The 18,306-nt window shown below is 62.6% G+C and carries 16 protein-coding genes and 1 pseudogene; 12 read left to right on the top strand and 5 right to left on the bottom strand.

The window, feature by feature from the left end:
* Positions 1-262 precede the first annotated feature (262 nt).
* The 4 genes from PZL22_RS12490 to PZL22_RS12475 all read left to right on the top strand — a co-directional run bounded on the left by PZL22_RS12490 (position 263) and on the right by PZL22_RS12475 (position 6,286).
* Positions 263-1,129, top strand: a complete 867-nt coding sequence (locus PZL22_RS12490; protein WP_003529108.1) for an outer membrane protein assembly factor BamD — start codon at positions 263-265, stop codon at positions 1,127-1,129.
* A gap of 36 nt (positions 1,130-1,165) precedes the next feature.
* Positions 1,166-2,839, top strand: a complete 1,674-nt coding sequence (gene recN, locus PZL22_RS12485) for a DNA repair protein RecN (RefSeq protein WP_003529102.1) — start codon at positions 1,166-1,168, stop codon at positions 2,837-2,839.
* Between the two features lie 98 nt (positions 2,840-2,937).
* Positions 2,938-5,091 carry an NAD-dependent DNA ligase LigA gene (gene ligA, locus PZL22_RS12480; RefSeq protein WP_284718681.1) on the top strand — a complete coding sequence of 718 codons (2,154 nt, stop codon included), beginning with the start codon at positions 2,938-2,940 and terminating at the stop codon, positions 5,089-5,091.
* Positions 5,092-5,320: 229 nt separating this feature from the next.
* The gene (locus tag PZL22_RS12475) at positions 5,321-6,286 is read left to right on the top strand and encodes an IS110 family RNA-guided transposase (protein WP_013844028.1); all 966 of its coding nucleotides are present in this window, start codon (positions 5,321-5,323) and stop codon (positions 6,284-6,286) included.
* Between the two features lie 282 nt (positions 6,287-6,568).
* On the opposite strand, the gene PZL22_RS12470 is transcribed toward PZL22_RS12475, so the two are convergent.
* Positions 6,569-6,973 carry a VOC family protein gene (locus tag PZL22_RS12470; RefSeq protein ID WP_003536212.1) on the bottom strand — a complete coding sequence of 135 codons (405 nt, stop codon included), beginning with the start codon at positions 6,971-6,973 and terminating at the stop codon, positions 6,569-6,571.
* Between the two features lie 338 nt (positions 6,974-7,311).
* On the opposite strand from PZL22_RS12470, the gene panC reads away from it, so the two are divergent.
* The 5 genes from panC to PZL22_RS12445 all read left to right on the top strand — a co-directional run bounded on the left by panC (position 7,312) and on the right by PZL22_RS12445 (position 10,600).
* Entirely contained in the window at positions 7,312-8,187 is an 876-nt protein-coding gene (gene panC / locus PZL22_RS12465; protein ID WP_003536214.1) for a pantoate--beta-alanine ligase, read from the top strand.
* Positions 8,188-8,189: 2 nt separating this feature from the next.
* Positions 8,190-9,011: a 3-methyl-2-oxobutanoate hydroxymethyltransferase gene (gene panB / locus PZL22_RS12460; protein WP_003536216.1), complete on the top strand. Its 822-nt coding sequence runs from the start codon at positions 8,190-8,192 to the stop codon at positions 9,009-9,011.
* A gap of 204 nt (positions 9,012-9,215) precedes the next feature.
* The gene (locus PZL22_RS12455; protein ID WP_003536218.1) at positions 9,216-9,932 is read left to right on the top strand and encodes an AzlC family ABC transporter permease; all 717 of its coding nucleotides are present in this window, start codon (positions 9,216-9,218) and stop codon (positions 9,930-9,932) included.
* Between the two features lie 3 nt (positions 9,933-9,935).
* On the top strand, positions 9,936-10,244 hold the full coding sequence (locus PZL22_RS12450; RefSeq protein ID WP_003536219.1) for a branched-chain amino acid transport AzlD family protein: 309 nt from the start codon (positions 9,936-9,938) through the stop codon (positions 10,242-10,244).
* Positions 10,245-10,360: 116 nt separating this feature from the next.
* The gene (locus PZL22_RS12445) at positions 10,361-10,600 is read left to right on the top strand and encodes a PA2433 domain-containing protein (protein WP_003536221.1); all 240 of its coding nucleotides are present in this window, start codon (positions 10,361-10,363) and stop codon (positions 10,598-10,600) included.
* A gap of 187 nt (positions 10,601-10,787) precedes the next feature.
* Here PZL22_RS12445 and PZL22_RS12440 read toward each other — a convergent pair whose 3' ends face one another.
* Positions 10,788-12,623, bottom strand: a complete 1,836-nt coding sequence (locus PZL22_RS12440; RefSeq protein ID WP_003536223.1) for an aminopeptidase P family protein — start codon at positions 12,621-12,623, stop codon at positions 10,788-10,790.
* Between the two features lie 745 nt (positions 12,624-13,368).
* On the opposite strand from PZL22_RS12440, the gene PZL22_RS12435 reads away from it, so the two are divergent.
* Together PZL22_RS12435 and PZL22_RS12430 are read left to right on the top strand one after the other, a co-directional pair.
* Complete coding sequence (locus PZL22_RS12435) at positions 13,369-13,626, top strand: hypothetical protein (protein WP_003536225.1); 258 nt, start codon at positions 13,369-13,371, stop codon at positions 13,624-13,626.
* A gap of 267 nt (positions 13,627-13,893) precedes the next feature.
* Positions 13,894-14,031 (top strand): annotated as a pseudogene (locus tag PZL22_RS12430) (resolvase); the annotation flags it as partial.
* A 25-nt stretch (positions 14,032-14,056) separates the two neighbouring features.
* Here PZL22_RS12430 and PZL22_RS12425 read toward each other — a convergent pair.
* The 3 genes from PZL22_RS12425 to PZL22_RS12415 form a co-directional block, all read right to left on the bottom strand.
* Positions 14,057-14,932 (bottom strand): 50S ribosomal protein L11 methyltransferase, encoded by an 876-nt coding sequence (locus tag PZL22_RS12425; protein ID WP_003536230.1) that lies wholly within the window; start codon positions 14,930-14,932, stop codon positions 14,057-14,059.
* Positions 14,933-15,093: 161 nt separating this feature from the next.
* Positions 15,094-15,693: an SCO family protein gene (locus PZL22_RS12420; protein ID WP_003536231.1), complete on the bottom strand. Its 600-nt coding sequence runs from the start codon at positions 15,691-15,693 to the stop codon at positions 15,094-15,096.
* Positions 15,694-15,840: 147 nt separating this feature from the next.
* Entirely contained in the window at positions 15,841-15,999 is a 159-nt protein-coding gene (locus tag PZL22_RS12415) for a hypothetical protein (RefSeq protein WP_010969731.1), read from the bottom strand.
* A 250-nt stretch (positions 16,000-16,249) separates the two neighbouring features.
* Between PZL22_RS12415 and PZL22_RS12410 the strand changes: the two genes are divergently transcribed.
* Complete coding sequence (locus tag PZL22_RS12410) at positions 16,250-18,304, top strand: methyl-accepting chemotaxis protein (RefSeq protein ID WP_003536235.1); 2,055 nt, start codon at positions 16,250-16,252, stop codon at positions 18,302-18,304.
* Positions 18,305-18,306: the final 2 nt, after the last annotated feature.

Genomic DNA, 18,306 nt, shown 5'->3' with positions numbered 1-18,306 from the left:
ATAGGATATTCCTTCTCCAGTCGCCGGCCGAAAGGCCGGCATTTTCATGATGATTCGATAGTTGCCCTGAGTAACGCGTGTTCTTCGGCACCTATTTTCACGGTGCCAGAGGCGCTTTACACATCCGAAAAGGGGTGCAGCGCTGCAGCGCGCCACAAATTTGCATGAATTGCCGATCATGACGTTGCGGTCTTGAGGTAACTTGCTCTAAAACGCGCAAGTCTGGCGCGATGCTAGGCGCTGAGTGAAACGGGAATATCCGATGGTTCTTGCAGTTTCTGTCGACATAAGAAAATCAGCGCGCGTCGCCGCGGTCGTTCTTGCGGCTATCGCCGGCTCCAGTCTGATCACGGCCTGCCAGAACGATCCGGATATCGACATCACCAAGCTCACGGCCGAGACCGATCCGCCGGACGTGCTCTACAACCAGGGCCTCGCAAACCTGAACGCCGGCAAGACGACGGAAGCGGCGCGGAAGTTCGAGGCGATCGACAAGCAGCATCCGTTCTCCGAATATGCCCGGAAAGCGCTGGTGATGAATGCATTCGTTGCCTATCGCAACGGCCAGTATCAGGACGCGATCAACTCGACCAACCGCTACCTGAATCTTTATCCGCAGTCGGAAGACGCAGCCTACGCGCAATATATCCAGGGCCTCGCCTATACGAAGCAGATTCCGTCGGTGACGCAGGATCAAAGACCCGCGGCGAAGGCGATCGAGGCAATGCAGGTGGTCGTCGACAAGTATCCGGACTCCGAATATGTCGACGATGCGCAGGCAAAGATCCGCTTTGCACGCGACCAGCTCGCCGGCAAGGAGATGCAGGTCGGCCGCTATTATCTCGAGCGCAAAGAATATCTGGCAGCGATTTCGCGCTTCCGCACCGTCGTCGAGCGGTATCCGACCACCAATCAGGTCGAGGAAGCGCTTGCCCGCCTCGTCGAAGCCTATTATGCGATGGGCGTGACCGGGGAAGCCCAGACGGCGGCAGCGGTTCTCGGGCATAACTACCCCGACAGCCAATGGTATGCAGACTCCTACAAGCTGCTGCAATCCGGCGGGCTTGAGCCGCGCGAGACCGGCACGTCCTGGATCGCGCGCGCGGGAAAGAACCTCATCGGCGCGTGATTTTCCCGGCGCCTGACAACGAAGATATGAAACCGGATGCTCGCCCAGCTCGCGATCCGCGATATCGTCCTGATCGAACGGCTTGACCTCAGCTTCGATGCCGGGCTTTCGGTGCTGACCGGCGAAACCGGCGCGGGCAAATCCATTCTTCTCGACAGTCTGTCGCTTGCGCTGGGCGGCCGCGGCGACGGTTCGCTCGTGCGCCACGGCGAGGACAGGGGCCAGGTTACCGCTGTCTTCGACGTCCCGGCCGGCCATACGGCGCGGCTCTTCCTGCGCGAGAACGGCATCGACGACGATGGCGATCTGATCTTCCGCCGCGTGCAATCGGCCGACGGCCGCACCAAGGCGTTCATCAACGACCAGCCGGTTAGCGTTCAGCTGATGCGGCAGGTCGGCCAGACGCTCGTTGAAATTCACGGCCAGCACGACGATCGGGCGCTTGTCGATACCGACGCGCACCGCACGCTGCACGATGCTTTCGGCGGTACCACCGAAGCTGCGGAAGACGTCGCAACCTTCTATCGCGCCTGGAAGGATGCCGAGCGCTGTCTGAAGAAACACCGCGAGAAGGTGGAGGCAGCAGCCCGCGAGGCGGACTATCTGCGTTCCTCCGTCGAGGAACTCGAGACGCTTTCGCCACGCGATGGCGAAGAGGAGGAACTCGCCGAGAACCGGGCCCGCATGATGAAGGCCGAGCGCATTGCCGGGGACATCAGCGAGGCATCCGAGTTTCTGAACGGCAACGCCTCGCCGGTACCGCTCATCGCGTCGCTCGTCCGGCGGCTCGAACGCAAGAGCCATGAGGCACCCGGCCTGCTCGAAGAGACGGTCGAGCTTCTGGATGGGGCGCTGAACCAGCTTGCGGATGCCCAGATGGCGGTCGAGCGCGCGCTCCGCGACACCGAATTCGATCCGAAGGAGCTAGAGCGCGTCGAGGAGCGGCTTTTCGCTCTGCGCGCCGCTAGCCGCAAATATTCAGTTCCCGTCACCGAACTGCCGGCACTTGCCGCGCGGATGATCGCAGATCTTGCCGATCTCGACGCCGGCGAAGAGAAGCTGAAGCAACTGGAAATACAGGTCGCCGAAGCCAGGGCGGCCTTCGATGTTGCGGCCCGCTCACTTTCCGAGAAGCGCCACAATACGGCTGCTGCACTTTCGGCCGCCGTCATGGAAGAACTGCCTGCGCTGAAGCTCGAACGCGCCCGCTTCATGGTCGAGGTGACGAGCGACCCGGGATCGCCGACGGCCGACGGGATCGATGCGGTCGAGTTCCACGTCCAGACCAATCCCGGCACCAGGCCGGGACCGATCATGAAGGTCGCTTCGGGTGGCGAGCTCTCGCGCTTCCTGCTCGCGCTGAAAGTGGCGCTCGCCGATCGCGGTTCGGCGCCGACGCTCGTCTTCGACGAGATCGATACCGGCGTCGGTGGCGCCGTGGCGGATGCGATCGGCCAGCGCTTGAAGCGGCTTTCGAAAACCGTGCAGGTGCTTTCCGTCACCCATGCGCCGCAGGTTGCCGCGCGTGCGGCGACGCATCTCCTGATTTCGAAGGGGCCTTCCGCGGAAAAGACCGAGATGATCGCGACCCGCGTCGCCCGCATGGACGAAGCGGCACGCACGGAAGAGATCGCCCGCATGCTCGCCGGCGCCTCGATTACCGAGGAGGCGAGGGCCGCAGCCGCGCGATTGCTCGCCGGCAACGGTTGAATAGCCCTCACGTTCCTTCGCGTCGGTTACCCTCAAAATCGATTCCGATTTGAGGAATCATGCAGTAAAAGCGACTCCAAAGTTCTGGAGCCGCATCCATGCTGAATCAAAGAAAATCCGTCGAACAATTGAACGAAGCGGAAGCTGCCGAGGAACTCGCCTTCCTGGCGGCGGAGCTTGCCCGCCACGACATGCTTTATCACGGCAAGGATGCTCCGGAGATTTCGGATGCGGACTACGATGGGCTGAAGCGGCGGAACGATCTGATCGAAGAGCGCTTCCCGGTACTTGTCCGCGAGGACAGCCCCTCGCGGAAGGTCGGTGCCGCACCCTCGCTGACCTTCGCGCCGGTCGTTCATGCGCGGCCGATGCTGTCGCTCGACAATACCTTCTCGGACGAGGATGCCCGCGCATTCGTCGCCGGTGTCTACCGCTTCCTCGGCAAGCTCCCGGACGGCTCGATCGCCTTCACGGCCGAGCCGAAGATCGACGGGCTGTCCATGTCGCTGCGCTACGAAAACCGGCGGCTCGTCACGGCAGCTACCCGCGGCGACGGCACGACCGGGGAAAACGTCACCGCCAATGTCCGCACCATCGGCATGATCCCGCAGACGCTTCCCGCGGACGCGCCTGATGTCGTCGAGATCCGCGGCGAGATCTATATGGCGAAATCGGACTTCGCCGCGCTCAATGCCGAAATGGCGGCGCAGGGCAGGCCGCTCTATGTCAACCCGCGCAATACGGCGTCGGGTTCGCTCCGTCAGCTGGACGCGAAGGTGACGGCGAACCGCAAGCTGCGCTTCTTCGCCTATGCCTGGGGCGAGATGTCGGCGATGCCGGCGGATACGCAGCTCGGCATGGTGGAGACCTTCAAGGCCTGGGGATTCCCGGTCAATCCGCTGATGCAGCGCTTCTTCTCCGCCGACGAGCTCCTGGAGCACTATCACCATATCGAGCGGGAGCGTCCGGACCTCGACTACGACATCGACGGCGTCGTCTACAAGGTCGACCGGCTCGATCTGCAGGCCAGGCTCGGCTTCCGCTCGCGCAGTCCGCGCTGGGCAACGGCGCACAAGTTTCCGGCCGAACAGGCTTTCACGCGTCTGAAGGGCATCGACATTCAGGTCGGCCGTACCGGCGCCCTGACGCCCGTCGCGCGGCTGGAGCCGATCACCGTCGGGGGCGTCGTCGTCACCAACGCGACGCTGCACAACGAGGATTATATCCGCGGCCTCGGCAATACCGGTGAGCCGATCCGCGATGGGCGCGACGTCCGTATCGGCGACATGGTGATCGTCCAGCGGGCAGGGGACGTGATCCCCCAGATCGTCGACGTGGTGATCGACGAGCGGCCGGAAGGCGCCGAGCCCTACAGGTTTCCGACGACGTGCCCCATCTGCGGCAGCCATGCGGTGCGCGACATCAACGAAAAGACGGGCAAGGTGGATGCCGTGCGCCGCTGCACGGGCGGCTTCGTCTGCCGTGCGCAGGCGGTCGAGCATCTGAAGCATTTCGTCTCGCGCAATGCCTTCGACATCGAAGGCCTCGGCTCCAAGCAGATCGAGTTCTTCTTCGAAAGCGAAGACGAGAATCTGAGGATCCGCACCGCCCCAGAGATATTCACGCTCGAAAGCCGCCAGGAGGCATCGCTCAGCAAGCTCGAGAACATCGACGGATTCGGCAAGGTAAGCGTCCGCAAGCTGTACGAGGCGATCAATGCCCGCCGCTCGATAGCGCTTCATCGCCTGATCTATGCGCTAGGCATCCGCCATGTGGGCGAGACGACGGCCAAGCTGCTTGCGCGCTCCTATGGCAGCTACGAGCATTTCGGGGCCGCCATGACCGAGGCGGCGGGCTTTTCGGGAGATGCCTGGAACGAGCTGAACAGCATCGACGGCATTGGCGAGGTGGTCGCGCGCGCCATTGTCGAGTTCTACAAGGAGCCGCGCAACCTGAAGGTCGTTTCCGAGCTGCTGCAAGAGGTTACGCCGGAAAGCGCGGAGTTGCCCGTCGCGACCGACAGCCCCGTCGCCGGGAAGACGGTGGTCTTCACCGGATCGCTCGAGAAGATGACGCGCGAGGAGGCGAAGGCGAAGGCGGAGAGTCTCGGCGCCAAGGTGGCGGGATCGGTGTCGAAGAAGACCGACATCGTCGTCGCCGGCCCCGGGGCCGGCTCGAAGCTCGACAAGGCCCGCGAACTCGGCGTCCAGACGATGGACGAGGACGAGTGGCTGGCGCTGATTGGCGGGTAGAGCGTTCACTTGCCCCTCATCCGCCTGCCGGCACCTTGCATAAGAAATGTTGTAAAGGATTCGGTATGCCTTTGGCCGGGCGGCCGCCCGGCCAAAGGCGCCGACCGTCGGATCGCCGGCACCAGAACCTTTGGGGGTTACGGAGAAGCAGGATCGCGGTCGGTTCCTCATCGTGGCCCGAATGGTTGCTGGAACAACCTGGTTCGTATGCAAGGCAGGGACGACAAGGATGACCGAGATTAGCATGAAAGCGGCCGGTATTGATACCGGGAAGATATGGCTTGATGTCGCCACCTACCCGGTGAGCGACAAACAGAAAGTGCCCAACAACGCCGACGGCTGGCAGACTCTGGCTGACTGGCTCGAGCGGCAGGGGATCGGACGGGTCGGGATCGAAGCGTCCGGCGGATATGAGCGCGACGTGATTGCGTATCTGCATCAGAGAGGCTTTGAGGTCGTCCTGCTGCAGCCGCGGCAAGTGCGCGCTTTCGGCCTCTATAAGCTGCGCCGAGCCAAGAACGACCAGCTCGACGCCGCGCTGATCGCCGAGTGCGCTGCCCGTTCGGATGCGCGATGCCATGCGCCGGATAGCCGGCTGATCGCGTTTGGCGAATGGCTGCTGTTCATCGAGCAGATCGAAGCCGATATAGCCTGCCTCAAGACCCGCCGCGAGCGTTTCACCGACAGGCGGATCCTCGAGGAGATCGATCGTTCCATCGGTGAGCTCAAGAGCCGTTGCAAAGCCCAGCTCGCGCTGTTGCAGGCCGCTGTCCGCGAGCATGACGATCTCGCCCGGAAGCTTGATCTGATCGAAAGCATCGACGGCATCGGCATCCGTACGGCACTCACCCTGGTCATTCTGATGCCCGAACTCGGCAGGGTCGACCGTGAGGAGATCGCCGCGCTGACCGGCGTGGCGCCTTATGACGACCAGAGCGGCAAGCGTGAAGGCGAGCGCCATATCGCCGGCGGACGGGCGCGCGTCCGCAGGGCCCTGTTCAATGCCGCCTTACCGGCGTCGCAGCGCTGGAACGAGACGCTGGTTGAGCTCTACGACCGTCTCACCGCAAAAGGCAAATCCCACAAAGCGGCGCTCATCGCCTGCGTCCGCAAACTCATCATCTTCGCCAACACCGTCGTCAAGCGCCAAACCCCATGGACGAAAAGCGCGCCACAACAAAATTCTTGCGCTTAGTCTAATGGTTGCGCTTCTCCCCGCAAGCGGGGCGAAGGGGACTCGCGGTGATGCTCCGCTTCTCGGGCGCTCAAGGAGAAATGGCGATCCAGCAGCTTGTCCCTTCTCCCCGTCAAAACGGGGAGAAGGTGGCGGCAGCCGGTTGAGGGGCATTCCGCGTGACCCGTTACAGCGCCGCGCGTCTTATCAGACGCGCAAAGGTCGCTGTAGCACTTTGATCTGCTGCATGTTTTTGTCCTTTAATCGGATACGATTAAAGGAAACATGCAGTAGTTTTGATCGTCACGCCTGCTGCTGTGCCGACATGTCCATCCACATGAACTCCCAGACGTGGCCGTCCAGGTCCTGGAAGCTGATGCCGTACATGAAGCCGTAGTCGCTCGCCGGCTTCCATGGCTTGCCGCCCGCGGCAATAGCCTTGTCGAACATGTCGTCGCATTCGGCACGGCTCGCGGCGGAGAGCGCAGTGATGACCTCGGTGCCCTTGGCCGTGTCGCTGATCTCGCCGACGATGAAGCTACGGAATTTCGGCTCGGTCAGAAGCATGGCGAAGATATTGTCGTCGATGACCATGCAGGCGGCGGTCTCGTCGGAAAACTGCTCGTTGAATGTGAAGCCCAAAGCGGAGAAGAAGGACCGGGAGGCTTTCAGATCCTTGACCGGCAGGTTGACGAAAATCATGCGCATGGGGTGCTCCTTGTTGAAAATGGGATGAGCCAAGGACGAAGACATGTGCCGCGTGCCGACAGGTCTCGCCGAATTTTGTCGCCCGCCCATAGTCGACTACGTCTGATGCGCCGATCAGGTGCGGCGCTTCGAATTTGAGCCCATTTCCGTTTGTATTTTTGCGCTGCACAAGATAGAGCTTGCAGCCAAAATTTGTGCAATTGCCTTTTCGCGGGGCTGGCGCCCGCAGCCGCGCGTCTTATCGGACGCGCAACTGTCGCTGTAGCATTTTGACGATGCAGGAGCCATATCAGCGAAGCGGGGCGTGTCCAACGTCCCGGCGGATTGGAGGGTCCGGAATGAGAACCATCAGCACCATCGCCGATCTGCGAGAGGCCCTTGCCGAGCATCGGCGCGCGGGCAGATCCATCGGATTGGTCCCCACCATGGGCTATCTTCATGTCGGCCATATGGAGCTCGTGCGCCGCGCCCGCAGCGAGAACGACGTGGTCGTCGCCAGCATATTCGTCAATCCGCTGCAGTTCGGCGCGAACGAGGATCTTGGCAAATATCCGCGCGACCTCGCCCGCGATCAGGCGCTGCTGACCGATGGCGGCGTCGATTTCCTTTTTGCCCCCGACGTTTCCGACATGTATCCGCGCCCGATGGAAACGGTGGTCGACGTGCCGAAGCTCGGCTCCGAACTCGAAGGCGCAGTTAGGCCCGGCCATTTTGCAGGCGTCGCGACGGTCGTAACCAAGCTCTTCAACATCGTCCAGCCGGACCGCGCCTATTTCGGCGAAAAGGATTTCCAGCAGCTCCAGATCATCCGGCGCATGGTCGAGGATCTGGCGCAGCCGGTTACGGTCATCGGCGTACCGACGGTGCGCGAGGAGGACGGGCTCGCCTGTTCGTCGCGCAACGTCTATCTGACGACGCAAGAGCGGCGTGCAGCCGCGATCGTGCCGAAGGCGCTGGACGAGGCCGAGCGGCTGATCGCAAGCGGCGTCACCGAACCGGCCGAGGTCGAGAAGCGTGTCTTGGAATTTCTCGCCGGCGAGCCGCTGGCGCGGCCCGAAGTGGTGGCGCTGCGCGACCCGGAAACGCTTGAGCCGGTCAGCGAGATCGAAGAAAAGCCGGTCCTGCTCCTGCTCTTCGTCCGCTTCGGCACCACGAAGCTGCTCGACAACCGCGTGCTTGCCCCGAAATCCGCCCGTTTTGCAAAGGTAGCCTGAGAATGAGCGTCCAGACCACGAAACGGCGGCTCAGCCCCGCCAGCATCGAAGCCCTGAAGGGTGAGCGCCCGATCGTCAGCCTGACGGCCTATACGACGCCGATCGCACGGCTTCTCGATCCTCACGTGGATTTCCTCCTTGTCGGCGATTCGCTCGGCATGGTGCTCTACGGCCTCGATACGACCGTCGGCGTCACGCTCGACATGATGATTGCGCATGGCCAGGCGGTCATGCGCGGTTCGGAGCGCTGTTGCGTCGTCGTCGATCTTCCTTTCGGCGCCTATCAGGAATCCAAGGAGCAGGCCTTCCGCAGTGCCGCGCGCATTCTGAAGGAAACGGGCTGCAGCGCAGTGAAGCTCGAGGGCGGTGCCGAGATGGCCGAGACGGTCGAATTCCTTGTCAGCCGTGGCATTCCGGTGCTCGGCCATGTGGGCTTGATGCCGCAGCTCGTCAACACGACGGGGGGCTACCGCTCGGTCGGGCGCAACGAGAAGGAAGTGACCAAGATCCGCCGCGACGCCAAGGCGATCGACGATGCCGGCGCTTTCGCCATCGTGGTCGAGGGAACGGTGGAGCCGGTCGCCCGCGAGATCACTGCCACGCTGCGCGCGCCGACCATCGGCATCGGTGCTTCGCCGGCCTGCGACGGCCAGATCCTGGTATCGGACGACATGCTCGGTCTTTTCAACGATTTCAAGCCGCGCTTCGTCAAGCATTTCGCTGAGTTGGCACCGACGATCTCAAAGGCGGCGGAGGCCTATGCCAATGAGGTGAAGGCGCGCAGCTTTCCGGGCATAGAGCACACGTTTCAAGTAAAGCGCTGACGTGTCGGGGCGGGCGCGTTCTTTGCGTCCGCCTTCTTATGGTAGGCCGACCGAGCACCAGGTCTCGTGTGCTCGTTCGGGAATGACGCGCGTCCAACCATCAGAAAATTCAATCGCCGCATCAGAGTAATTGAATTGTCGCGATCTGCGGCAGCCCCTATCTGTCCGGCATGCTCGTTACGGGCGGCCCCGCAGGAGAATTTCATGAGCAGAGGCGATTTCCGGGAAGGGCTGCGCGGCGGCTTTCCGATCATGCTGGCGGCGTCGCCCTTCGGAGCGCTTTTCGGCGCGCTTGCGGTGGATAACGGGTTTTCGATTGCCGATGCGGTATTCATGAGCGCCACCGTCTATGCGGGTGCAAGCCAGATGGTCGGCATCGAACTCTTCGGAAGCAACGTGCAGCCCTGGCTGGTGGTGCTCTCGGTCTTTGCGGTCAACTTCCGCCACGTGCTCTATTCCGCTTCTCTCGCCAAGCACATCCGCCATTTCAGCTTCGTTCAAAAGCTGATCGCATTTTTCCTGCTCGTGGACCCGCAATATGCGGAGACCGAACAGCGCGGCCAGCGCGGATTGCCGGTCACCTTCGCCTGGTATGCGGGCTTCGGCGTCGTGATCTATGTTCCATGGCTCATCAATACGCTGATCGGTGCGATCTTCGGGCAGTTGATCGGCGATCCCAAGGCGATCGGCCTCGACGTGCTCCTCCCGATCTACTTTCTGGGGCTCGTGATGAGCTTCCGCACGCGCGACCGCTTTCTGCCGATCGTGGCCGTGAGCGCCGTCGCTTCCGTCGCTGCGATGCATTTCGTCGGCTCCCCCTGGCATGTCAGCATCGGCGCGCTTGCCGGCGTCCTGCTTGCGGCCTGTCTGCCGCCGAAGCGACCGGCGACCGAAACCCACGCCGTGGAAAAGGAGGCCTGATCCTTGGACGCGCAACACCTCGATCTGCTCTATCTCATCGTCGCGGCGGCGGTCGCCACTTATGTCACGCGCTTCGGCGGCTACGTGCTTATCACGCAGTTGAAGAACATACCTCCGCGCGTCGAGTCTGCGTTGAACGCAGTCCCGGCGGCTGTACTGACAACGCTGGTGGCGCCCGCCTTCGTCTATGGTGGCATGGACGTCGCCGCAGCGATGCTCGTCGCCTTCGTCGTCGGGCTGCGCTTTTCGACGCTTCGGATGCTGTTCGTGGGCTGGATCGCGGTCATGGCGATCCGGCACCTGATCATGTAGGTTCCCGCCCGCCTGAGCATGGGTCCGGCCGCTCGGATTGGCGCCAGGCCGGTTCTGGACTATCATCTTCTCGTTGCCGGGGAGGCAGCCGCCCCCCGGCCCACGGAGGAGCGACCATGATTACCAGAATTTCCGTTGCGCTGTTTCTCGCGCTTGCGCCTGTTACCGCGTTTGCCAACCAGTGCCCCGCCATGATGCAGGCGATCGATGCGGCCATGCCCAACGCATCATTGTCCGAGGCCGACATGGCCAAGGTGAAACAGTTGCGCCAGCAGGGCGAAGACTTGCACAAGGCTGGCGACCATGCGGGCTCGGAAGCAGCGCTCGGCCAAGCCAAGACGATGCTTGGGATCTGACCGGGAAGGGGCCTGCGCTCCATTCAGACTATTGTCGGATTAAGGCTGCGATTCAGTAAAATTCGCGGGTTACGCGAGAGCGTCGCCGCAAATATAACCATGCTGTTGGTTGAGAAATCGACCCTCCCAACGGAGGCCCGGCGGTACCCCAGCCCCAGCCCACACCGCCGGGCCGCCCGTTCCGACCCTATCGCACGATTGCTTCCGTAGCACTGGCCAGCCAGTCTCTCGTTTCCGTGCCCGACAGCAGCGGCATCAGCTTTTCCAGCGTTTCCGCGTGGTAAGCGTTCAGCCAGTCAAGCTCGTCGTCGGTCAGCAGGGCGGGAAGGACGAGCCGGCGATCGATCGGGCAGAAGGTCAGCGTGTCGAAGCCGAGCATAGGCTGGTCGCCGCCCTCGATCTCCTCCGGCTCGCGCACGACGACGAGATTCTCGATGCGGATGCCGAAGGCGCCGGGGCGATAGTAACCGGGTTCGTTGGAAACGATCATGCCGGGCAGCAACTCCTGCGTGGCAAGCCGGGCAATGCGCTGCGGTCCTTCGTGGACCGAGAGATAGGAGCCGACACCGTGGCCGGTCCCGTGCGCATAATCGGCGCCCGCCTTCCATAGCGCGATCCGGGCGAGCGGATCGAGGTCGACGCCGCGTGACCCCTTCGGGAAGCGCGCCGTGCTGATTGCGATCATGCCCTTGAGCACGAGCGTAAAGAACCGCTTCTGTTCTTCCGGCACCGCGCCGATCGCGACCGTGCGGGTGATGTCGGTCGTACCGTTGATGTATTGCGCGCCGGAGTCGATCAGGAACATGGTACCGGCCTCGATCCGCCGGTCGGTTTCGTTCGTGACCCGATAATGCATGATTGCGGCATGCGAACCGGCGCCGGCGATCGTGTCGAAAGAAACGTCCTTCAGGGGGTTCTGCATGCGCTCGCCGACGGCCGCGCGCGTCGCCTCCAATTGCCTGGTTGCGCCGATTTCGGTGACGCTGCCGGGCTCCCTCCCGTCCAGCCAGGCGAGGAACTCGACCATCGCCGCACCATCCTGCAGGTGCGCCCGGGTCGATCCGGCGATCTCGGCTGCATTCTTGCAGGCGCGCGGCAGGCGGGCGGGATCGACCGCCTCGACCACCGAACCTTCCTTCCTGCGAATCAGCTCGCCGATCGCGAAGGGGGCGAGATCCGGATCGATCATGATGGCTGCGCCGGTTGAGGCGAGGGCGGCGAGCCGATCGTCGAAGCTCGCGGGCGCCATTATGTCGGCGAGCTGGGTCAGGTAGGCTTCCTGCTCGATGCCGGTCTTGCGTTTGTCGAGGAAAAGCTCGGCGCTGCCGTCCGCATGGATGATGGCGCGCGCCAGCGGGTGCGGCGTGTGCGGCACGTCACTGCCACGGATGTTGAAGGTCCAGGCGACGGAGGAGGGATCCGTGAGAACGACGGCGGCGGCCTTCGCCTTTGCCACGCCCGCCGCGATCTCCGCGATCTTGTCTTTCGCCAATTGCCCCGCATGCTCGACCGGCTGGATCGTCACCGGGCCGAGCGGCGTTGCGGGACGGTCGGCCCAGAGCCGGTCGAGCGGATTGTGGTCGAGAAGGACGACACTGCCGCCGATCGCGGCAAGCGCCTTTTCGAGCCGGCGAACTTCCGCCGCGGTGTGCAGCCAAGGATCGATGCCGAGGCGGAAGCCCTTGGGTCCATGGCGCTCCAGCCAGACATGCGGCGGTTCGCCGATGAGATCGCCGCCGGTGAAGACGCTGCCGTCCACCTGCTCCTTGAGCTGGGTTACATAACGGCCGTCGACGAAGACGATCGCTTCGCGCTGGGTCACGAGCGCTACCCCGGCCGAACCGGTAAAGCCCGTCAGCCACGACAGCCGCTCGGAACTGCGGGGCACATATTCCCCTTGAAATTCGTCGGCACGCGGCACGAGGAAACCATCGACGCCCAAGGTTGCGAGGGCGGCACGCAGGGCGGTGGTTCTCTCCTTGCCGAACTGAGGCGTGGAGGTGACTTCGAAGGATTGGAACATGGACTTTCCCGGTAAGCTTGGCGGAGACCGCAGGTGAGATGGGCATGTTAATGCATCTCTTCCAAAAGTGGAGCAGCGGTTTTGGAATAACGACCTGCATAAAGTAACAACTTAAACTCGTTCCCGCAGAGGGGAGACGAGATTCGCCCATGAACAGCGTGTACCTCGGGTGGTGCAGGACGCGCATTTGCCCATTTGTCATACATATGCACGCGGCGCATGGCACCCATGCCGGAATGTATCTTTCTCTATCGGAATTATGGTTTATAAGCCCGCTCAACGAACACGGACGAACGTCCGCCGGTTCAAAAGACTGCAGTTCCGAGAATAGTTGGTCATCTGTTCTCCTCCTCCCTCAGGGTGGCCAGCTTCGGAACGGTAGAGCCCGCTTGAGCGCTCCTCCTCCTCAAGCTCGCGGGTATGGTCGGCCAAAAGCCGGTCAGCAGGCGATGCTTCGGCATCGCCTTTGTTTCGAGAAGGCCGCCCCGTCATGATGGACCGGGCGGCCTTTTCGTTTTCTCGGTTCCTCTTTCGCTCGATACTCCTTCTATCGTCATCCCTGCGCTTGGCGCAGGAGGGAGGATCCAGTTCGGCGCAATAGAGCCTGTCCGGGACGGAAGTGCCTGTGGAAACAGGCGGTGTCCACGGGAAAACAAATGAAGAACGGTTTCTTTCGTGATATGCCTGCTTACGGTCGACTTGCGAGGATATCTCTCAAACGGAGCATGCAGAGGTAGGAGCGGCGATGCTGAAAACCGATACCCGCCAAGCGAATTGGCGCCGTGCCAATCCAGGGAAATACGATGCTCATCTCGCTGTGCAGCGAGCAGTGAAGGCAGGCGAACTGGAAAAGCAAACGTGCGAGGTCTGCGGGATCGAAGCGGTCGATGCCCATCACGATCAATACGACGAGCCTTTAAAGGTGCGGTGGCTTTGCCGCCGACATCACACGAGGCTTCATCACTACGGCGAAGACATGTTTCCGATCAGGGATGCACTTTAGAGATCCCCGGAGCTGAATTACGGCAGGGCAAGTTGGTCTTGCCGTCAGCGCGGCTGGATCACGATCAGCGAATGTAATTACGACGTTCTGGAACGATCGTACTACCTCGATTCCGGACAAGAACCGGTTGGTCGCTTCAGCGATGCGTTTCTTGAGAAAGTGCGACAAGCTTTCGTGCCGTTTTTGGCGGCAGGATCAGCGCGGGTCAATCGAACCTGACGGCGCGCCGGACCCTGGCGACAGCGTGCAAGAAATACGAGCGTATAAATGACGACCTTGATCGGGTATGCGCGAGTCTCGAAAGCGGATGGCAGCCAGCTTCATGACCATCAGCGCGATGCACTGATCAAGGCCGGCGTTCTACAGGAACATCTCCATAGAAATGCGGCGTCCGGACGCCGCGACCGGATGCGTCTGCGACAAGCGTGACTTACCTGGTCAGATGAATGGTTACCCAGCCATTGCGCCAGAGGGTGCGCGCATGTTTGAGGTTCTGACCGTTATAGGCTGCGAGCACCTTCCAGCGCTGTTCGGCGAGAATACCGGAAAGGATGACCGAACCGCCCGGAGCGAGGTTGGCCACAACTTGCGGCGCCATCTTCATCAGCGGCCGCGCCAGAATGTTGGCGATGATGAGGTCGAAGGGGCCGTTGGTGCTGAAGGTGGTCGAGTGGAAGCCGGGCGCGGTGGCGAAGGTCAGGCCGGTGACGACGCCGTTGCGACGGGCGTTGTCGGCGGCGACGCGGGTTGCGATCGGATCGATGTCGGTTGCGAGCACCGGGACGTGCAGGAGCTTCCAGGCGGCGATCGCCAGCACGCCGCTTCCCGTCCCGAGGTCGAGCGCGTTGCGGACGGGCCGGGAGCGGGCGACGGAGGCAAGCATTTCGAGGCAGCCGGCTGTCGTGCCGTGATGGCCGGTGCCGAAGGCCTGGCCGGCGTCGATCTCGATGGCAATCTCACCCGGCTTCACCTTGTCGCGATCGTGCGAGCCGTGGATGACGAAGCGGCCCGCGCGCACGGGGGCGAGGCCCTCCAGCGACTTGGCGATCCAGTCGACATCCGGCAGCACTTCGCGCTCGATCGGAAGATGCGAAAATTCGACTTCGAGTGCCTGAGCGAGGCGTGATCTCACGCTCTCCTCTTCATCCGTCATCATGTAGACGGAGGCCTCCCAGACATCCCGCTTCTCGTCGATCTCCATGGTCGCGATCGCGTAATCGTCTTCTTCGAAAATTGCGCTCATGACGTCGAGGACGGCTGCCGCCTGCTTCTCGGTAGTGGTGACGAAAAGTCGTATCTCGCTCACGGTGCTTTCCTTCGGCGTGCAGCCATTCAAACGGGCCACAGCGGCTTCGGCGCGTCCGATCGGATGCGCGGCGCTGTGGGCGGTTCGCCGCTATCATGAATGAGGTACAAAGGCAAAGCGCCGGGTTTACCGGCGCCCGCAGGATACACGGGCAAACATTGTTAGCCGCGCGTGAGGTTTTCCAGCTTCTTGACGGCCGTTTCCGGGTTTTCGCCATAGGCGATCGTTCCGCTGAACTGGCCGTTGGCGTCGAGCAGGAAGACAGAGGCGGTATGATCCATCGTGTAGTCGCCGTCCGGCTTTGCCTCGTCGGTGGGGACTTTCTTGTAATAGACGCGGTAACCCTTGACCATTTCCAGCACCTTGTCGGGCGGACCGGAGATGCCGGTGATGCGCTTGGACACGTTTGAAACATACTGGCCGAGCACTTCGGGTGTATCGCGCTCGGGATCGACGGTGATGAAGTAGGCCTGCAGCTTGTTGCCCTCGGGATCGACCTTATCGAGCCAGCCGTTGAGTTCGAACAGCGTGGTCGGGCAAACTTCCGGGCAATGGGTGAAGCCGAAGAAGAGCGCCGTCGGCTTGCCGGTGAACGCCTTCTCGGTGATCTGCTCGCCATTCTGGGCGACAAGGGTAAAGGGCACGCCGAAGGGGCCGGATGCGGCCTGCTGCTTCGGCTGGGTCATGTCGAAGGTCAGCCAGCCGAGGACGGCCACCATGACGAGAATGGCTACCCAGAGAACGATGCGTATGGATTTCATCATTGCCACCAGTCTGTTGCTGCCCCGACGCATCTGAGACAGACGCGCGGCGCCGTCGGGCCGTCAGGAATGTAGAGCGTTGATACCGCGTCGGACACACGGGTGCAAAGGGGACAATTGCCGCAGGTTCGCTTGAGGCGGTGCGTCTCAGATGCACCAGGCGAGACCGGCTTGCGCCAGCGACAGGAAAATGTCGGCGCCATTCGCGATCCAGCCTTTGAAGGCGAGCAGGAAGACGAGCGCGAGCACGCCGGTGGCGAGGGCGAAGATCAGGGGAGAGAGCGACTTCTTGGTATCCGTGCGCATGAAGCGATCATAGCACCGTGAGACGGAAGGAAAAGGGCAGCAGCGGTCGAAACGCGCGAACTTCCGCAAAGTCGCGGGCAGTGTTTTAGCGATTGTTTAAGGTCTGTTTGCCACTGTCCGCCGACGCGGAGAAGTGCACCACTTCGATATGACATGAGGTCATCCGGTTGATCGAGCCCGGTTTTCCGCATCGATCGCAACGGAGGACCCCGCCTGCCGCCGGCGGGTCCAGCTATGGACTGCCATATCGATGAACACCGTTCCATCCGCCAAGGGAAAGCTTTCCGTCAGCCTACGCCTTGCGACGCTTGCGGGCGCAGCCTTTCTAGGTTTCGGTTCCGTTCTCGCCGTCGGCCTTTATGAGCAAGGCGGCTCGCAAGAGGCACTCGACAAGGCGGTTATCGCTCAGCGCGGCATGGGAACGCTCGAGGAAATGCGCCTTGCCCGCCTGGAGCTCGTGCTTGCGGCAATGGACACCATCGTCGACCGCGGCGAACGCCGGATACAGCCGGAACGTGCGGCCCAGATCGGATCCTCGCTCGAGGTCATCGAGGGCAGGCAAGCCGATCTCGAAGCGCTCGCGCGTCTTATCGGCAAGCCGGAAGTTCTTGCCGGTTTCGAATCGGATATGGCCCAACTGCGCAAGGCCGTCGAGCAGGACCTGAAAGCGCTCGTGGAGGCCGGAGCGCCAGCCGAGGAATTCGCCCGCATCGACGATGTCATCGACGCCGCAGGCGAGCGCGTGGGCGCATCGCTTGCGCAATTGGCCGATGCCGCAGCCAGCCTGGCCGCGGGGCGCATCGCAGATGTCCGCACCAGTGGTGAGCATGCGCTCATGCTCCAGGCAGCCGCCTGTTTGCTGGCAATGGCGACCCTGATCGGCCTGATCTGGTTCCATGGGAACGTCTTGCGCCGGGGCATCCTCGGTCTGCGCGACAGCATGCGGCGGATACATTCGGGCGATCTCACGGCTGAAGCGGCGGGGCTCGACCGCGGCGACGAAATCGGCGAGATGGCACGTTCGGTGGAGCTTTTCCGGGTCTCGGCAATCGAGAAACGCGCGCTCGAGGAAAGGGCCAGGGCGAGCCGGCAGGAAACCGAGACGGAACGCGAGCGTCACGAGACGGAGCGCGAGCAGGCGATCGGACTGATCAACACCGCAGTCGAAGCCCTCGGCGGAGCGCTCAATCAGCTTGCAGACGGCAATCTGGCGGTTGCGATCCGCGAGCCTTTCGATGGCGGGCTCGATGCGTTGCGCCGTGACTTCAACGACACGGTGGAACGGCTGAGCCAGGTCCTTTCGAGTGTCAAGGAGAATACCGCCTCGATCGAATCGAACGGGCGGCAGATGCGCAGCGCTGCCGACGATCTGGCGCGGCGGACGGAAAAACAGGCCGCGTCGCTGGAGCAGACGTCGGCCGCGCTCGAGGAAATCACCGTCACGGTGAAGACAGCGACCGAGCGCGCCGAAGAGGCGAGCCACATGGTCGACGAGACACGCATCAATGCGGAGGAGTCCGGGCGCATCGTCGGCGAGGCGATCGCCGCCATGGCGCGCATCGAGGGCGCTTCCAGCGAGATCGGCAAGATCATCGACGTGATCGACGAGATTGCGTTCCAGACCAATCTGCTGGCGCTCAATGCCGGGGTCGAGGCCGCGCGGGCGGGGGAGGCCGGCAAGGGCTTTGCCGTCGTTGCCCAGGAGGTGAGGGAGCTCGCCCAGCGCGCTGCCGGTGCCGCGAAGGATATCAAGGCTCTGGTGAGCCGCTCGGGCAATGAAGTCAAGACCGGCGTCAGGCTGGTTCAGGAGACCGGCGACGCGCTCGGCCGCATCGGTGCCAAGGTGGCCTGCATCAACGAACATATGAGCTCGATCGTCATGGCGGCGCGCGAGCAATCGACGGGCCTTCGCGAAATCAATACCGCTGTCGCTCAACTCGATCAGATGACGCAGCAGAATGCCGCAATGGTCGAGCAGACCAATGCGGCGAGCCATACGCTTGCGCAGGATGCCGAGAAACTCAGCGAGATCGTCGGGCAATTCCGCCACGGGCAGGCGCGCGAGACGGCGATCCAGCCGCCGGGCAGGGCAGGCTCGGCGACGGCAAGCGCTCCGGCGCGGGCGGCAACAGCGACTGCTGCCGCGCCCGTGTCGCTTCGCAAGCCCGCGGCCGCGCAATCATCCACGCGTCCAGCTCCATCTCCAGCAAAGGCGTTGATGGGAAAACTGGCTGGCGCATTCGGTAACAGGCCGGGATCAACGCCGCCGGTAACGGCGTCCGGTGAAAATTGGGAAGAGTTTTGATC

Source organism: Ensifer meliloti (assembly GCF_030064585.1).
GTDB classification, from domain to species: Bacteria; Pseudomonadota; Alphaproteobacteria; order Rhizobiales; family Rhizobiaceae; genus Sinorhizobium; species Sinorhizobium meliloti.
The sequence above is the reverse complement of the archived record's forward strand: the minus strand, read 5'-3'. Positions and strand labels throughout refer to the sequence as shown.